This is a genomic window from Stenotrophomonas sp. Sm6012 (assembly GCF_030985895.1).
In the GTDB taxonomy this organism is placed as follows: Bacteria; Pseudomonadota; Gammaproteobacteria; order Xanthomonadales; family Xanthomonadaceae; genus Stenotrophomonas; species Stenotrophomonas forensis.
Genome location: NZ_JAPTFX010000118.1, coordinates 1 through 15,504, shown reverse-complemented (window position 1 = coordinate 15,504; position 15,504 = coordinate 1). Strand labels below are relative to the sequence as shown.

Here is a 15,504-nt window from a genome sequence, read left to right as displayed (position 1 = left end):
CCCGGCGCCGCGACGCGGCGAAAGGCAGCCGAGCATGGCTCGGCTCTACAGAAGGCAAACGGACGCGGCGAACGAAAAAAGGGGGAGGCCGCCCCACTACGACCGGCCTCCCCCACACCACAATACGTTGTCGCTGCTTACGGTCGAGCAAGCTCGACCCCTACACCGGGGTACCCGCCACGACCTCCAGACCGCGCGCACGACGGATCAGTCGCGTAACCGCACTGCGCAGGTCGTCCAGCACTGCGTAGATGGTCGGCAGGAACAGCAGGCTGACCACGGTCGAGAACGCCAGGCCCCCGGCGATCGCGCGCGCCATCGGCGCGTACTCCGGGCCATTGCCGAACATCTGCGTATTGGTCAGCGAGATCGGCACCATCGCCAGGATCGCCGTGCCCATGGTCATCATGATCGGGCGCAGGCGCTCGCGTGAGCCTTCCACCAGCGCCTGGGTGCGGCCCATGCCGCCGCGCCGCAGGTTGTTGATGTGCTCGATCATCACGATGCCGTTGTTCACCACCACGCCCATGAGCACCAGGATGCCGATGAAGGACATGATTCCGAACGAGGTGCCGGTGATCCAGAACAGCCAGAACACACCGAAGATCGAGAACAGCACGCCGCTCATGATCGCCGCCGGGAACAGCAGCGATTCGAATACCGCCGCCATCACCACGTAGATCATCACCAGTGCGATGAGCAGGTTGAACACCATCTGCTGCATCGCCTCGTCGTCGTTGCCGTAGTCGCCGCCGTCGAAGGTGAAGCCATAGCCGGCCGGGAAGTTCATCGGCTTGAGCACCGATTCCATCGCCTTGCGGCCATCCGGCGCGGTGACCTTCTCGGCCAGGTTGGCCTTGATGGTCAGCGTGGTCTGGCGGTTGGTACGGCCGATCTGGGTGGCGGACGAACCGACATCGACGGTGACCAGGCTCAGCAGCGGCACGCTGCGGCCATCACCGGTGCGCACGCTGAAGCCGGCCAGGTCTTCCGGGCTGCTCTGCTCGGCACCGGCGAAGCGCACCCACACCGGCACCTCGTTGTCGCCGCGGCGGAACTCGCGCATCGGTGCGCCACGCAGCGCCAGGCCGACGAAGCTGGCCACCTGCTCGGCATTGAAGCCGAATGCCGCGGCACGCTCACGATCGACGCGCACCTTCAGTTCACCGCCCTTCTCGCCGTTGTCGATGCGCACGTCGCGCAGCTCGGCACGCTGGGCCAGCAGCGGCACCACTTCCTGGCCGATCTCCTGCAGCATCGAACTGGAGTCGCCGACCAGCTGCACCTGCACGCCCTGGTTGCCACCGCCGCCACCGTCGCCGCCCTGGTTGCCGACGAAGTAGTCGGTGCGGGCGGACTTGGGCAGGCCCTTGCGCAGCTCTTCCTGCAGCGCCTTGATGTCCTTGGCGTACTTCTCGTCCAGGGTGACCACGGTCGAGCTGCCTTCCTGCTCGCTGTACCAGGAGTACACCTGCTTCACATGCAGGCGCTCGCGGTTCTGGTCGATCCAGTTCTCCACCCGTGCCACTTCATCGGACATCTGCCGATAGGTGTAGGCGCCCTTCCACATGTAGCCGATGAAGATGTCCTTGCCACCATCACCGCCGAACATGTCGATCTTGGTCAGCTTCATCGGCACCAGGCTGACCAGGACCACCAGCATGATGCCGAGCAGGCTCCAGCCGCGATGGTGCAGCGACCAGTCCAGCAGCGTGGCGTAGCGTCGCTGCAGCCGCGCGATCATGCCGGTCTGCGAGTGCACCAGTTTGGGCGTGGCCATGCGCGCGGACAGCATCGGGATCAGGCTGACCGCAACCAGCCACGAAGCCAGCAGCGAGACCGAGATGGTGATCGCGATCTGCGACATGAAGATGCTGATGTTGTTGGTCTCGCCGAACAGGTTCGGCACGAACACGATGCAGTGGCACAACGTGCCCGCGCTGAGCGCGATGGCCACGTTGCGGGTACCGATGATCGAAGCCAGCCGCGGCTGCCCCGGCATGCGCTCGCGCTCCTGGTAGATGCTCTCCACCACCACCACGGCGTTGTCGACCAGCATGCCCACCGCCAGCAGCAGGCCCATCATGGTCAGGATGTTCAGCGTCACCCCGACGAAGTACATGAAACCCAGGGTGATGGTGAAGCAGATCGGGATCGCCAGCGTCACCATCAGGGTCGAAGGCCAGTGGCGCAGGAAGAAGAACAGCACGGTGATCGACAGGATCAGGCCAACGGCACCGGCCTCGGCCAGCTCCAGCAGCGATGACGTCACCGCCTTGCCCTGGTTGTCGATCACCTTGATCTGCACGTCGCGCATCGACGCCTCGGCACGGATCGATTCGACCTCGGCCAGCGCGGCACGCGAGACCTCCACCAGGTTGGCACTGCGCTCCTTGAAGATGTCCAGGCCGACCGCCGGGTTGCCGTCCAGGCGGCGCCCGTAGTTCATGCGCGCCGGCTTCAACCGAACGTCGGCAATGTCGCCCAGGCGCAGGCCCTTGGCGTTGATCACCAGGTCACGCATCTCCTGCAGATCGGTGATCTCGCCCACCGGCTGCACGCGCACGCGCTGGCCGTTGTCGTCGATCTGCCCTGCCGAGATCGAGAAGTTCAGCGTGCGCAGGCGCTCGCTCAGTTCGTTGATGCTCAGCCCGTGCGCGTTGAGCCGGTTCGGATCGATGGCGATCTCCACCTCGTTCGGCGGCGCGCCGGTGATATCGACGCGGGCCACGCCCGGAATACGCTCGATGCGCCGCTTGAACTCGCGGTCGAGCATGTCATAGGCGGTGGTCAGGTCGGTGGTACTGGCCAGGCGCACCTTCAGGACCGGCTGGTCGCTGCTGGACCACTTGAACACGTTATAGCGCTGCAGGTCATCGGGCAGGTCGCTGCGGATCGCATCGATGCGCTCGCGGGCATCGGAGGCAGCAATGGCGATATCACGGTCCCAATCACTGAACTCGATGAAGATCAGCGCCGCCTCGGAGGTCGCCGACGAGCGCATGCGCTTGATGCCGGTCATCGTCGCCAGCGATTCCTCGACCGGGCGGATGATGGTCCGCTCCACTTCCTCCGGGGTCGAACCGGTGTAAGGAATCTGCACGAACAGGAACGGCGCGGAGATGTCCGGCAGCGCTTCCAGCGGCAACCGGAACGAAGCAATGAGGCCGATCACCACCAGCGACACGAAGCACATGATGGTGGTGACCGGACGGCGGATGGAGAACTCGGCAACGCTCATGCCGGTTCCTCCGCACCCGCCGCGCTGCCGGCGGCACCCGGCTCGATCTCACCTGCGTGCTTGCGGCCGCGTTCACGGTAGTACGCATCACCGCGACGATCCATCAGGTCATACACCACCGGGATCACCAGCAGGGTCAGCAGGGTCGAAACCAGCAGACCGCCGATCACGGTGATCGCCATCGGCGCGCGTACTTCGGCACCCTCGCCCATCGCCACCGCCAGCGGCAGGAAGCCGAACAGCGTGCACAGGGTGGTCATGATGATCGGCCGCAGGCGCGAGCGCGCCCCTTCCACCAGCGCCTCGTGCTTGGCCACGCCGGCCTCGCGCAGCTGGTTGACCTTGTCGATCAGGATGATCGCGTTCTTGGTGACCAGGCCGACCAGCAGGATCAGGCCGATGAACACCACCACCGAAATGGGCTTGCCGGTCAGCATCAGCGCGAGGATCGCACCGACCAGCGCCAGCGGGATGGTGAACAGGATCACGAACGGATGCAGCAGCGATTCGAACTGCGAAGCCATCACCAGGTAGACCAGGAAGATCGCCAGGCCGAAGGCAAAGATCAGCGACTTCGCCGCCTGTGCCAGTTCCTCGCCCTGGCCGCCGATATGCAGGCCAACGCCCGCACCCAGCGGCTGCTCGGCCACCATCTGCTGCACTTCGCGCATGGCCGCGCCGAGATCGATGTCGCGCAGGTTGGCCGACACCACGGCCACGCGTGTCTGATCGGCACGATGGATCTCGCTCGGACCGGTGGTGGCGACCACATCGGCCACCGCGTCCAGGGTGACCGGGCGCGTGCTGCCCGGGTTGACGATCAAGCGACGGATGCTCTCCACGCTGGCGCGGTCGCCTTCCTGCGCCCGCACCAGCACGTCGATCTTGCGGTCGCGGAAGCTGTAGCGGGTGGCGACGTCGCCACGCACCTTCTTCACCACCACGTCGGCGATCTGGCGGGTGGTCAGGCCCAATGCACCGGCACGCTCCTGGTCGAAGCGGATCTGGATTTCCGGGAAGCCCTCTTCCACCGTCGACTTCACGTCGGCGTAGTGCGCATTGCCGCGCAGCATCGCCGCCAGGCGCTGGCCGGCCACTTCCAGGGTCGCCATGTCCTGCCCGCGCAGTTCGATTTCCAGCGGCGTGGAGAAGCTGAACAACGCCGGCCGTGCGAAATCGACCTGGGCGCCCGGATGCTGGCCCATGGTGCCGCGCAGGCGTTCGGTGATGGCCGCTTCGGTACGCGCGTTGCCACCGCCTTCCATCACCACGGTCAGCTTGCCGATGTTCTCGCCGCTTTCGGTCGGGCTCGCATCCAGGCGGGTGCCGCTGCCGCTGACGCCGTACAGCGATGCCACGCCCTCGCCCTTGCCATGCGCCAGCTGCAGCTCGCGCACCAGTGCATCGGTCTGCTTCAGCGGCGTACCGGCCGGCAGCTTCACGGTCATTTCGAAACGGTCCTGTGCCAGCTGCGGAATCAGGTCGGCACCGAGCATCGGCACCAGTGCCATGGTCGCCACGAAGATGATCGTGGCCACGCCCAGCACCTTGCCGGGGTGGGCCAGCGCGCTTGGCAGCAGGCGCAGATAGCCGCGCTCGGCACCCGCATAGGGCTTCATCGCCAGATCGCTGGCCTTGCGCATCACCGGGCCGACCACCGCCACCACGCCGCGCCACAGGCGTACCACCAGCCAGGCCAACGCATAGAAGCCCCATCGGACGGTCGCGACGAAGCCACGACGGCCCAGCGCGACCGGCTTCTGCCAGCGGTTCTGCGGCTGCCACGGTTCATTCGGTGCCTCTTCCGGGAACGCCAGCGGTGGCCGCCCCTTCAGCGAGCTCAGCATCGGGATCAGCGTCATCGACACCAGCAGCGAGATCGCGATGGCGATCGCCACGGTCAACGCCTGGTCGCGGAACAGCTGGCCGGCGATGCCGTCGACGAACACCAGCGGCAGGAACACCGCGATGGTGGTCAGGGTCGAGGCGACCACGGCCATGCTCACTTCGCGGGTACCGGCGATGGCCGCCTGCAGGATGCCCAGGCCGCGCTCGCGGGCCTTGGCGATGCTTTCCAGCACCACGATCGAGTCATCCACCACCAGGCCGGTGGCCAGCGCCAGGCCGCCCAGCGACATCACGTTCAAGCTCAGGCCGAGCTGGCCCATGAAGAAGAACGTGGCGATGATCGAGACCGGCAGCGACAGGCTGATCACGAACGTGCTCCAGCCATCGCGCAGGAACAGGAAGATGATCAGGATCGCCAGCAGGCCACCGATCACCGCGTCCTTCTTGACGTCGGCGATGGCGTGCTCGATGAAGCGCGACTGGTCCTCGATCGTGGTCATCTCGACATCGGCCGGGAACGTGCCCTTGATCTGCTCCAGGCGCTTGCGCAGCGCTTCGGCGGTGGACACGGTGTTGGCGTCGCCTTCCTTGTAGATCGCCAGCTCGACCGATTCCTTGCCGCCCAGGCGGATCACCGCTTCGCGTTCCTTGTAGCCCTGGCGCACGGTGGCCACGTCCTTCAGGCGCACCGGCACACCGTTGGCGACCACGCTGGAACCGCCGCCGGACGATGCGCTCTGCGCCGCCGAGGCCGCCGCGATGGCCGCTGCCGAACCAGTCGAGGCGGCGATGTTGAACATCTGCTGCAGCGCCGAATCAGCCGCGCTGCCATTGCTTCCCTGGGTGGTGACCAGCAGGTTGCGGATCTCTTCCAGATCGGCGAACTGGTTGACGGTGCGCACCAGGAAACGCTGCGAACCTTCTTCCAGGCGGCCGCCGGAGATGTTGATGTTCTCGTCCTTCAGGCGCTTGATGACGGTGTCGATCGGCAGGTTCAGCTGGGCCAGCTTCTGCTGGTCGATGTCGACCTGGATCTCGTCTTCCAGGCCACCGCCGACCTTGACCGCGGCCACGCCGGAGACCGGCTCCAGCTTCTTCTTCAGGTCTTCATCGGCATAACGACGCAGGCCGGTCAGCTCGCGGACCGCATCGGCATCGCTGGCCGGCGCGGTCCTGCTCGACAGCACCAGGCGCATGATCGGCTCGGTGGACGGATTGAAGCGCAGCAGCACCGGGGCCTTCGCCTCCAGCGGCAGGTTCAGCGCTTCCATCTTGTCGCGCACCTCCAGGCTGGCCTGGTCCATGTTGGTGCCCCAGGCGAACTCCAGCACCACGTCGCTCTGGCCGGTGCGCGAGACCGACTTCAGCTTGCGCAGGTTCTTGACCACGCCGACCGCTTCTTCGACCGGCTGGGTGATCAGGGTTTCGATTTCGGTGGGCGCCGAACCGGTGTACTCGGTACGCACGGTCAGCGTCGGGTAGCTCAGGTCGGGCAGCAGGTTGACCTTGAGGTTGCCCAGCGCGATCAGGCCGAACAGCAGCAGGGTGACCGTGCACATGGCGATGGTCACGCGGCGGCGGGTGGCGAATTCCACCAGGCCGCCGCGCAGGCCGGCGGCGGCGCCGTCGCTCGCCGGCGAGGCACCGTGGTCGTGGCCCGGGGCGGTCATTGCTTGCTCCCGGCCTTGTCTGCCGGCGTGGCGGACGCTGCGACCGTCTTCGCCTTGGCCTTCGGATCGGCGATCACCTGCACCGCGGTGCCGTCGCGCAGGGCGACCTTGCCGGCGGTGACCACCTGATCACCGGCCGCCAGGCCATCACGGATCTCCACCCACGGGCCCTCGGCGTAACCCAGCTTGACCGGAACCCGTGCGACCTTGCCTTCGCGCACCCGGAACACCGCCGGCTCACCGTCGTCGAGCAACGAAAGGCGCGGCACCACGAGCGCATCGGCGCGCTGGTCGTAATCGATGCGGATGCGCCCGAACATGCCGGGCTGCAGCGCGTGCGCGGCACCGTCGAAGGCACTGACCACGCGAAACGTGCCGCTGCCCGAATCGACCACCGGTGCGATGCGATCGACGGTGCCGGTGAAACTCTGGCCCGGCAGCGCATCGGCAACCAGCGTCACCGGCTGGCCAGCACGCAGGGTAGCCAGCTCGCGCTCGGGCACGTTGAGCGTGGCTTCCAGCCGCGAGTTGTCGACGATGCGGAAGATCGGCGTGTTGATCTGCACGAAGTTGCCGGTCTTGATCGAGCGCGACGCGATGACGCCGGAGATCGGCGCCACCACCGTGGTATAGGACAGTTCCAGCGTGGCCAGGCGGTACTGCGCACGGACGTTTTCCAGGTCAAAGCGCAGCTGGTCGACATCGGCGGCGCTGACCATCTGCTGGCCAACCAGCTTCTGTGCGCGCTGGTAGTTGTTTTCCAGCTTGCGCATCTGCGCTTCGCTCTGTGCAACGGCCAGGCGTGCGCGGTCCGGGTCCAGCCGCACCAGCGGCTGGCCGGCGGTCACCCGCTGCCCTTCCTCGACCAGCACCGCCAACGCCACGCCGGAGGTCTTGGCCACCACCTGCGATTCGGCGCGCGGTTCCAGTGCGGCGGTGCCGGTGTAGCTGGCCGCCACGGCGCGGTGGCTGGCCACCGCCACTTCAACCGGGACCGCATCGACCTTCTTCTCCTCCTTGGTCTCGGCGGCCTTGGCTTCGGAATTGGGCCCTGCGGCGCAACCGCCCAGCAGCAGGGAGGTGGAGATCAGCAGTGCGGCAGCGCAGATTCCGCTGCGACGGCCGGACAGGAAGGTTGGGTGCGACATCGTCAGGTCCCTGGAGGATGCGTGGACAGGTGTGGTAGCAAAGTAATGCACCACTTCACGGCCACACCATATCCCAAAGGTCATGGTGCCTTCACGCCGCTGGTCGGCCCACCCCCATTTCAGCTAGATGAAACCTGGGGCTATACTCGGGGCGTTCCGTACCCCACGCCGGAACGACCAGACCCGAATCCCCGGAAACGACACCATGCGCCCGCAGCCGCTCGCCGCTTGTCTCGCTCTGGCCGTCCTCCTGCCCCTTGGGGCCGCCGCACAGCCCGCTCCTGCTCCTGCCACACCTGCCCCGGCCCCGGCTCCCGCCGCTGCCGCGGCGCCTGCCGCCCCCACCGGCAACTTCGACAATGGCCGCGTCCTGGCCTACACCTGCCAGGGGTGCCACGGCATCACCGGCTACAAGAACGCCTACCCCAGTTACCGGGTGCCGAAGATCGGCGGCCAGACCCAGCAGTACCTGGCCCAGGCCCTGACCGAGTACCGCCAGGGCAAGCGCCGGCATCCGACGATGCAGGCGCAGTCGATGAGCTTCAGCGAACAGGAGATCGCCGATCTCTCTGTTTACCTGTCCACCGTCAAGTAAGGCCCGCCCATGTCGAAAGCCGCGCATCCGATGCGTCATGCCATCGCCCTGTCCGTTGCCCTGCTGCTGGCCGCCTGTTCGCAGTCGCAGGTGGAAAACAGCGAAAAATCCGCCGCCGACCCGGGCCATGCCAGCGGCGAACACGGTTCTTCTTCATCGGCCGGCCTGCCTGCAGGCCGCGAGGCCGCCGGCGAAGCCCGCGCCAAGGTGAAGGGCAAGGCCACCAACCAGAGCTGCATCGACTGCCACGGGGCGGACGGCAATGCGCCGATCGATGCGACCTATCCGAAGCTGGGTGGCCAGTACGGTGACTACCTGGCGCATGCCCTGCAGGCCTACCGCGCCGGTGACCGCCAGCATGCGCTGATGACGCCGCAGGCGAAGGACCTGAGTGATCAGGACATCGCCGATCTGGCGGCGTACTTCGGCAGCCGGCCGAGCCAGCTGCGGGATCTGCACGGGGTCAAATGACCGCTGGCCCCCCGGTGGGTGCGGACCTTGGTCCGCACTGATGCCGCCATCCACGCATGGCGTGGATCTACTGATTGTCCACCGGCAGCGCCGACCGGCGCTCAGCCTTCCAGTTCTTCCCAGCGCGCGTACGCGGCATCCAGCTCGGCCTGGACCTTGGCCAGCTGCTGCGTGTGCGCGGTCACTTCGGCGCTGCTGCGGGTGTAGAACGACGGGTCGTTCATCGCCGAGGTCAGCCCTTCGACGTCGCCTTCCAGCTTCTCGATGGTCTTCGGCAGCTGTTCCAGTTCGCGCGCTTCCTTGTAGGCCAGCTTGCGCTTGGGCGCTGCGGGAGCAGCCGCCGTGGCGGCCGGTGCAGCTGCCGCCGGCTTGGCTGCCGGGGCCGCGGCAGGTGCAGCGATGCTGGCCGCGTAGCGCTGCCAGTCGCTGTAGCCACCCACGTACTCACCGATCACGCCGTCGCCTTCCATCACCAGCGTGGAGGTCACCACGTTGTCGATGAAGTCACGGTCGTGGCTGACCAGCAGCAGGGTGCCGGTGTACTCACCCAGCAGCTCTTCCAGCAGTTCCAGGGTTTCCACGTCCAGGTCGTTGGTCGGTTCGTCCATCACCAGCAGGTTGGACGGCTGCGCGAACAGCTTGGCCAGCAGCAGGCGGTTGCGCTCGCCACCGGACAGGCGGGTGATCGGCGCACGCGCGCGTTCCGGGGTGAACATGAAGTCCTGCAGGTAGGCGTGCACGTGCTTGCGCTTGCCGTTGAACTCAAGGAAATCGCGGCCTTCGGCCACGTTCTCGATCGCGCTCCAGTCTTCGCGCAGCACCGCACGGTACTGGTCGAAATAGGCGATCTGCAGGTTGGTGCCCGCGTTGACCTCGCCCTTGGCCGGCTGCAGTTCGCCCAGCAGCAGCTTCAGCAGCGTGGTCTTGCCGCTGCCGTTGGGGCCGATCAGGCCGATGCGGTCGCCACGCAGGATGGTGGTGGTGAAATCGCGGACCATGGTGCGCTCGCCGAAGGCGAACGAAATGTCCTTGACGTCGATGACCTTCTTGCCCGAGCTGACGCCCTGTGCGGCTTCCATCTTGACGTTGCCGCTGAGATCACGGCGCTGCGAACGTTCGGTGCGCATCGCCTTCAGGCGGCGCACGCGGCCTTCGTCACGGGTACGGCGCGCCTTGATGCCCTGGCGGATCCAGACTTCTTCCTGCGCCAGCAGCTTGTCGAAGCGTGCGTTTTCCTGCGCCTGCGCGTTGAGGCGTTCCTCGCGGCGGCGCTCGTAGTTGGCCCAGTCGCCCGGCCAGCTGGTGACCTGGCCGCGGTCGATCTCGACGATGCGGGTGGCCAGTGCACGCAGGAAGCGGCGGTCATGGGTGACGAACACCACGCTGCCGCTCCAGCCCTTCAGGAACGCTTCGAGCCAATCGATGGCTTCGATGTCGAGGTGGTTGGTCGGTTCGTCCAGCAGCAGCACGTCCGGGCTCGACACCAGCGCGCGCGCCAGCAGCACGCGGCGCTTCATGCCGCCGGACAGGCGGCCGAACTCGGCGTCGCCGTCGAGGTCGAGCTTGGTCAGGGTTTCGCTGACGCGCTGGTCCAGTCCCCAGCCGTTGGCGGCGTCGATCTTGGCCTGCACGTTGCCGAGTGCTTCGCCATCGAATACTTCGGCATGGCTGAGATGGTGGAATTCGGCCAGCCACTGGCCCAGTTCGCCCAGGCCATCGGCGACGACGTCGAATACCGAACCGGCAGCGCCGTGCGGCACTTCCTGCTCCAGGCGGGTGACGCGCACGCCCTGCTGCACGCGGACTTCGCCGTCATCGGGCTTGTGGTCGCCGGACAGCAGCTTGAGCAGGGTGGATTTGCCGGCGCCGTTGCGGCCGATCAGGGCGATGCGTTCGCCCGGCTCGATCGACAGTTCGGCCTTTTCCAGCAACAACGGGCCGCCGACGCTGAAGTCGACGTTCTGCAGAGTAATCAGAGGCATCCGGATATTGTACGGGTTGGGGGCGTCGGCCGGGTTGCACCCGGCACCCGCAGAGGCAACGGCCGCAGCCAAAGCAACGTCAAAAGCGGCTTACGGTGGCAGGCGGGTCATCGCGATCTGCCGGGACGGCATTCCGCTCTGGTGGGTGTCGACCTTGGTCGACACATGGGAATCGATGGCTTACCCCAAGTCCCCCAGCAACGCCTGCAAGCCCGGCAACCAGTGCTTCCCCGGGTGGCGTACCAGCCACAGGGTACGCTGCAGGGTGGGCAGCGGGGTGTCCAGCACGCGCAGGCGGCCGAGAGCCAGCGGCTCTTCCAGCGCGTGGCGGGAAAGGCAGGCCAGGCCGAGTCCGGCGATCGCGGCCTGCTTGATGGCTTCGGTGTTGCCCAGCTGCAGGGTCTGGGCGAAACCGCGCAGGTGCGGCAGCAGGGCCTGTTCGACCGCCTCGCGGGTACCAGAGCCGGGTTCGCGCAGCAGCCAGCGGGCGCTGCGCAGTTCATCCAATCTCCATCGCGCCGGGGCGTCGGCGGCCGCGACGATCACCAACGGATCCTGCTGCCAGGCGGTCACCTGCAAGCCACGCTCGTGGCACGGGCCCTCGATCAGGCCCGCATCGACGTCCAGCCGCTGCACGGCAGCGACCACGCCGGCACTGTTGTCGATGCGCAGGTCGACCTCGGCCTGCGGCGCCTGCCGCAGCAACTGGGCGATGCGCGGTGGCAGCAGGTAGTTGCCGATGGTGGTACTGGCGGCCAGCACCAGCCGCAGCGGTGCGCCCTGTGCCGGGTCGCCGCCCGCGGCCAGCTGCCGCTCCAGGTCGGCGGCATTGACCAGCAGCGCGCGCGCCGGCTCCAGCAACGCTCGGCCGTGCCCGTTCAGGGCCAGGCGACGGCCGATGCGATCGAACAGCGGGGTGCCGAAATGTGCCTCCAGCTCCTGCAGGGCGGCACTGCTGGCCGACTGCGAGAGCGCGATGGCCTGACCGGCGGCGGTGGTGCTGCCGTGGTCGGCGATGGCGACGAAGACCTGCAGCTGGCGCAAGGTCAGGCGCATGGCAATTACCCGCTTGATAGGTAGATTACACCAATATTATTCGTTTTACAGGTCAATCACACTGGCGCACGCTGGCGCCATCACTTCAGCCCCGTCCACGTCATGAATGTCCCTGCCCTCTCCCCCTGGTCCCTGCCCGCCCTGCGCCAGCGCTGGCAACCGCGCCTGCCCGGCCTTTTGCTGGTGGGCCTGATCGCGGCGGCCTCGCTATACCTGGCCGAGCTTCCGTGGCTGCAGGCGCACGGCCTGAGCGCGCTGACCGTGGCCATCGTCGCCGGCATCGTGGTCGGCAACACCCTCTACCCGCGGCTGGCGCCGAGCAGCGCGGCCGGCGTCGGCTTTTCCAAACACTGGCTGCTGCGTGCCGGCATCGTGCTGTACGGCCTGCGCCTGACCTTCCAGGACATCGGCCATGTGGGCGTAACCGGTGTGCTGATGGACGTGCTGGTGGTCGCCAGCACCTTCGGCCTGGCCTGCTGGCTGGGCGTGCGTGTTTTCAGGATGGAGCGCGAGGCGGCAATGCTGATCGGTGCCGGCAGCGCAATCTGCGGCGCGGCGGCGGTGATGGCTGCCGAGCCGGTGGTGCGCGGCCGTACGGCGCAGGTCACCGTCGCAGTGTCGACGGTGGTGGTGTTCGGCACGCTGGCGATGTTCCTGTATCCCGCCCTGTATGCACTGATGCAGTCGCATGGCTGGCTGGCGATGGACGCGCGCCAGTACGGCCTGTTCACTGGCGCGACGGTGCACGAAGTGGCCCAGGTGGTGGCCGCGGGCCGCGCGGTCAGCGAAGCGGCGGCCGATACCGCGGTGATCACCAAGATGGTGCGGGTGATGCTGCTGGCGCCGTTCCTGGTCGCACTGTCGCTGTGGCTGGCGCGTGGCGGCAAGGCCAGCGCTGATGGCAGCAAGGCGCGCATCGTGGTGCCGTGGTTCGCGTTTGGCTTCGTGGCGGTGGCCGGGTTCAACTCGCTGCACCTGCTGCCGGCCGGCCTGCAGGCCGGGCTGGTGCAGCTGGATACTGTGCTGCTGGCCATGGCGATGGCCGCACTCGGCCTGACCACCCACGTCTCGGCGCTGCGCCAGGCTGGGCTGAAGCCGCTGCTGCTGGCGCTGATCCTGTTCGCCTGGCTGCTGTTCGGTGGGCTGGCGATCCACCAGGGCGTGCTGGCGGTGCTGGGCTGAGCAGGAGCGTGCCGACCCAGGTCGGCATCCACATGGATGAAGGCCCCAGGACGGGAGCTGCCGCGCGGACGGGTACAATGCGCCATGACTGACTTCTCGACCCTGCCGCTGAGCCCGGCCCTGCAGCCCGGCCTGGATGCCCTCGGCTACACCACCCTCACCCCTGTGCAGGCGCAGAGCCTGCCGGCCATCCTCGAAGGCCGTGATGTGATCGCACAGGCGCCGACCGGCAGCGGCAAGACCGCCGCCTTCGGCCTGGGCCTGCTGCAGTCCATCGACCCCAGCCTGATCCGCGTGCAGGCGCTGGTGCTGTGCCCGACCCGCGAACTTGCCGACCAGGTCGGCAAGCAGATCCGCAAGCTGGCCACCGGCATTCCCAACCTGAAGCTGCTGCTGCTGGTGGGCGGTGTGCCGCTTGGCCCGCAGCTGGCGTCGCTGGAAGGCCACGACCCACACGTGGTGGTCGGCACCCCCGGCCGCGTGCAGGAACTGGCGCGCAAGCGCGCGCTGAATCTGGGTGCGGTGCGCACGCTGGTACTGGACGAGGCCGACCGCATGCTTGACATGGGCTTCGAGGAGCCGATCCGCGAGATCGCCGGCCGCACCCACAAGGATCGCCAGAGCCTGCTGTTCTCGGCCACCTTCCCCGACAGCATCCGTGCCATGGCACGCGACCTGCTGCGCGATGCGGTGGAAGTGACCGTGGAAGGTGCCGACCAGGCGCCCGCGATCCGCCACCTGTTCTGCGAGGTGGAACCGGCCCACCGCCAGAAGGCACTGGCCGGCCTGCTGCTGAAGTACACGCCCGAATCGGCGGTGGTGTTCTGCAACACCCGCAAGGACGTGGACGAAGTGGCCAACTCGCTGCAGCAGTTCGGCTTCTCCGCCCTCGCCCTGCACGGCGACATGGAGCAGCGCGACCGCGAGGAAGTGCTGCTGCTGCTGGCCAACCGCAGCTGCAACGTGCTGGTGGCCAGCGACGTGGCCGCGCGCGGGCTGGACGTGGAAGAGCTTGCGGCGGTGATCAACTACGAACTGCCGACCGACGTGGAGAGCTACCAGCACCGCGTGGGCCGTACCGGCCGTGCCGGCGCCAGTGGCCTGGCGATCAGCCTGGTGGCCGGCCGCGAGAAGACCCGTGCCGAAGCGATCGAAGCGCAGATGGGTCAGCCGCTGGACTGGCAGAAAACGCCGCTGGCGACTTCGCGCCCGGCCGAACTGCCGCAGGCGGCGATGCGCACGCTGCGCATCGATGGCGGCAAGACCGACAAGCTGCGCCCGGGCGATATCCTCGGCGCACTGACCGGTGACGCCGGCCTGTCAAGCAAGTTCATCGGCAAGATCGCGATCTTCCCGACCCGCTCCTACGTGGCGATCGCCCGCGAGCAGGCAAACAAGGCCGTGGCGAAGCTGGAAGCCGGCAAGATCAAGGGCCGTCGATTCCGCGTGCGGATGATGTAATGGCCTGACCGGGTGGGTGCCAACCAAGGTTGGCAACTACCGGTTGACGGCGGTTCGCTCTGGTAGGTGCCAACCTTGGTTGGCACTCACCCTACGATCAGAACACCAGTTCAGTGTGCAGCGGCAGATCCGCTTCCCAGCGGGCACGGCCACCCAGGCCGTCCAGCTCGACCAGCACGCCGGCACCGACCACGTCGACACCCAGGCGGCGCACCAGCGACAACGCGGCGACCAGTGTGCCGCCGGTCGCCAGCACGTCGTCGATGATCGCGACACGGGCGCCGGCCGGCAGCGCATCGGCGTGCACTTCGATGCAGTCGCTGCGGTATTCCAGCGTGTACTCCTCGCGCAGCACCTGGCCCGGCAGCTTGCCCGGCTTGCGTACCGGCACGAAGCCCACGCCCAGTTCCAGCGCCATCGCGGCGCCGAGGATGAAACCACGCGATTCAATGCCGACCACCGCGTCCAGCTTCTGGTCGCGCCAACGGTCGGCCATCGCGGTGATCGCACCACGGAAGTCATCGCCGTGGGCGAGCAGCGGCATGATGTCCTTGAAGAGGATGCCGGGCTTGGGGAAGTCGGCGATGTCGCGCAGGCGGGAGGCCCACTGCGGAGCGACGAGGGCGTCGGTCATGTCACGTTGGCTATCTGATGGCGGCATAGGGTACCTGTTCCGGCCGTTGCCTGCCTGTTGAGGGGTCTCGGCCGGGCTGCGCCCGGCACCTGCAGAGGCCACCGCGCAAGCAAAGGCGAAAGCAAAAGCCGCATTCCGAGGGATGGCGGGGTGGGTCCGGTTGCGGGAGACGCCGTAAACCCATCCTTGGGGGCTTGGCCGCGGCATCCATGCCGC

Annotated in this window: 9 protein-coding genes and 1 pseudogene; 4 read left to right on the top strand and 6 right to left on the bottom strand. The window is 67.3% G+C overall.

The genetic code is table 11. The features are described 5' to 3' along the window. Positions 1-160 precede the first annotated feature (160 nt). The 3 genes and pseudogenes from O0J73_RS17115 to O0J73_RS17105 all read right to left on the bottom strand — a co-directional run bounded on the left by O0J73_RS17115 (position 161) and on the right by O0J73_RS17105 (position 7,907). Complete coding sequence (locus O0J73_RS17115) at positions 161-3,241, bottom strand: efflux RND transporter permease subunit (RefSeq protein ID WP_308309216.1); 3,081 nt, start codon at positions 3,239-3,241, stop codon at positions 161-163. Beyond that, positions 3,238-6,693 (bottom strand): annotated as a pseudogene (locus O0J73_RS17110) (efflux RND transporter permease subunit); the annotation flags it as partial. The pseudogene O0J73_RS17110 and the gene O0J73_RS17115, both read right to left, overlap by 4 nt. A 62-nt stretch (positions 6,694-6,755) precedes the next feature. Next, positions 6,756-7,907: a MexH family multidrug efflux RND transporter periplasmic adaptor subunit gene (locus O0J73_RS17105; protein WP_008266938.1), complete on the bottom strand. Its 1,152-nt coding sequence runs from the start codon at positions 7,905-7,907 to the stop codon at positions 6,756-6,758. A 205-nt stretch (positions 7,908-8,112) separates the two neighbouring features. Between O0J73_RS17105 and O0J73_RS17100 the strand changes: the two genes are divergently transcribed. Together O0J73_RS17100 and O0J73_RS17095 are read left to right on the top strand one after the other, a co-directional pair. Continuing rightward, positions 8,113-8,502, top strand: a complete 390-nt coding sequence (locus O0J73_RS17100) for a c-type cytochrome (protein WP_049457840.1) — start codon at positions 8,113-8,115, stop codon at positions 8,500-8,502. A gap of 9 nt (positions 8,503-8,511) precedes the next feature. Beyond that, positions 8,512-8,973: a cytochrome c gene (locus O0J73_RS17095; RefSeq protein ID WP_006430887.1), complete on the top strand. Its 462-nt coding sequence runs from the start codon at positions 8,512-8,514 to the stop codon at positions 8,971-8,973. Positions 8,974-9,074: 101 nt separating this feature from the next. Here the strand turns inward: O0J73_RS17095 and O0J73_RS17090 are convergent, their stop codons facing one another. Together O0J73_RS17090 and O0J73_RS17085 are read right to left on the bottom strand one after the other, a co-directional pair. Further along, complete coding sequence (locus tag O0J73_RS17090) at positions 9,075-10,955, bottom strand: ATP-binding cassette domain-containing protein (RefSeq protein WP_197564784.1); 1,881 nt, start codon at positions 10,953-10,955, stop codon at positions 9,075-9,077. 180 nt (positions 10,956-11,135) lie between these two features. Next, on the bottom strand, positions 11,136-12,011 hold the full coding sequence (locus O0J73_RS17085; RefSeq protein ID WP_308309212.1) for a LysR family transcriptional regulator: 876 nt from the start codon (positions 12,009-12,011) through the stop codon (positions 11,136-11,138). A gap of 102 nt (positions 12,012-12,113) precedes the next feature. Between O0J73_RS17085 and O0J73_RS17080 the strand changes: the two genes are divergently transcribed. Further along, positions 12,114-13,193: a YeiH family protein gene (locus O0J73_RS17080; protein ID WP_308309211.1), complete on the top strand. Its 1,080-nt coding sequence runs from the start codon at positions 12,114-12,116 to the stop codon at positions 13,191-13,193. A gap of 84 nt (positions 13,194-13,277) precedes the next feature. Next, positions 13,278-14,654 (top strand): ATP-dependent RNA helicase DbpA, encoded by a 1,377-nt coding sequence (dbpA, locus tag O0J73_RS17075; protein WP_133934431.1) that lies wholly within the window; start codon positions 13,278-13,280, stop codon positions 14,652-14,654. Positions 14,655-14,751: 97 nt separating this feature from the next. Here dbpA and O0J73_RS17070 read toward each other — a convergent pair whose 3' ends face one another. Next, on the bottom strand, positions 14,752-15,288 hold the full coding sequence (locus O0J73_RS17070; protein WP_164087782.1) for an adenine phosphoribosyltransferase: 537 nt from the start codon (positions 15,286-15,288) through the stop codon (positions 14,752-14,754). Positions 15,289-15,504: the final 216 nt, after the last annotated feature.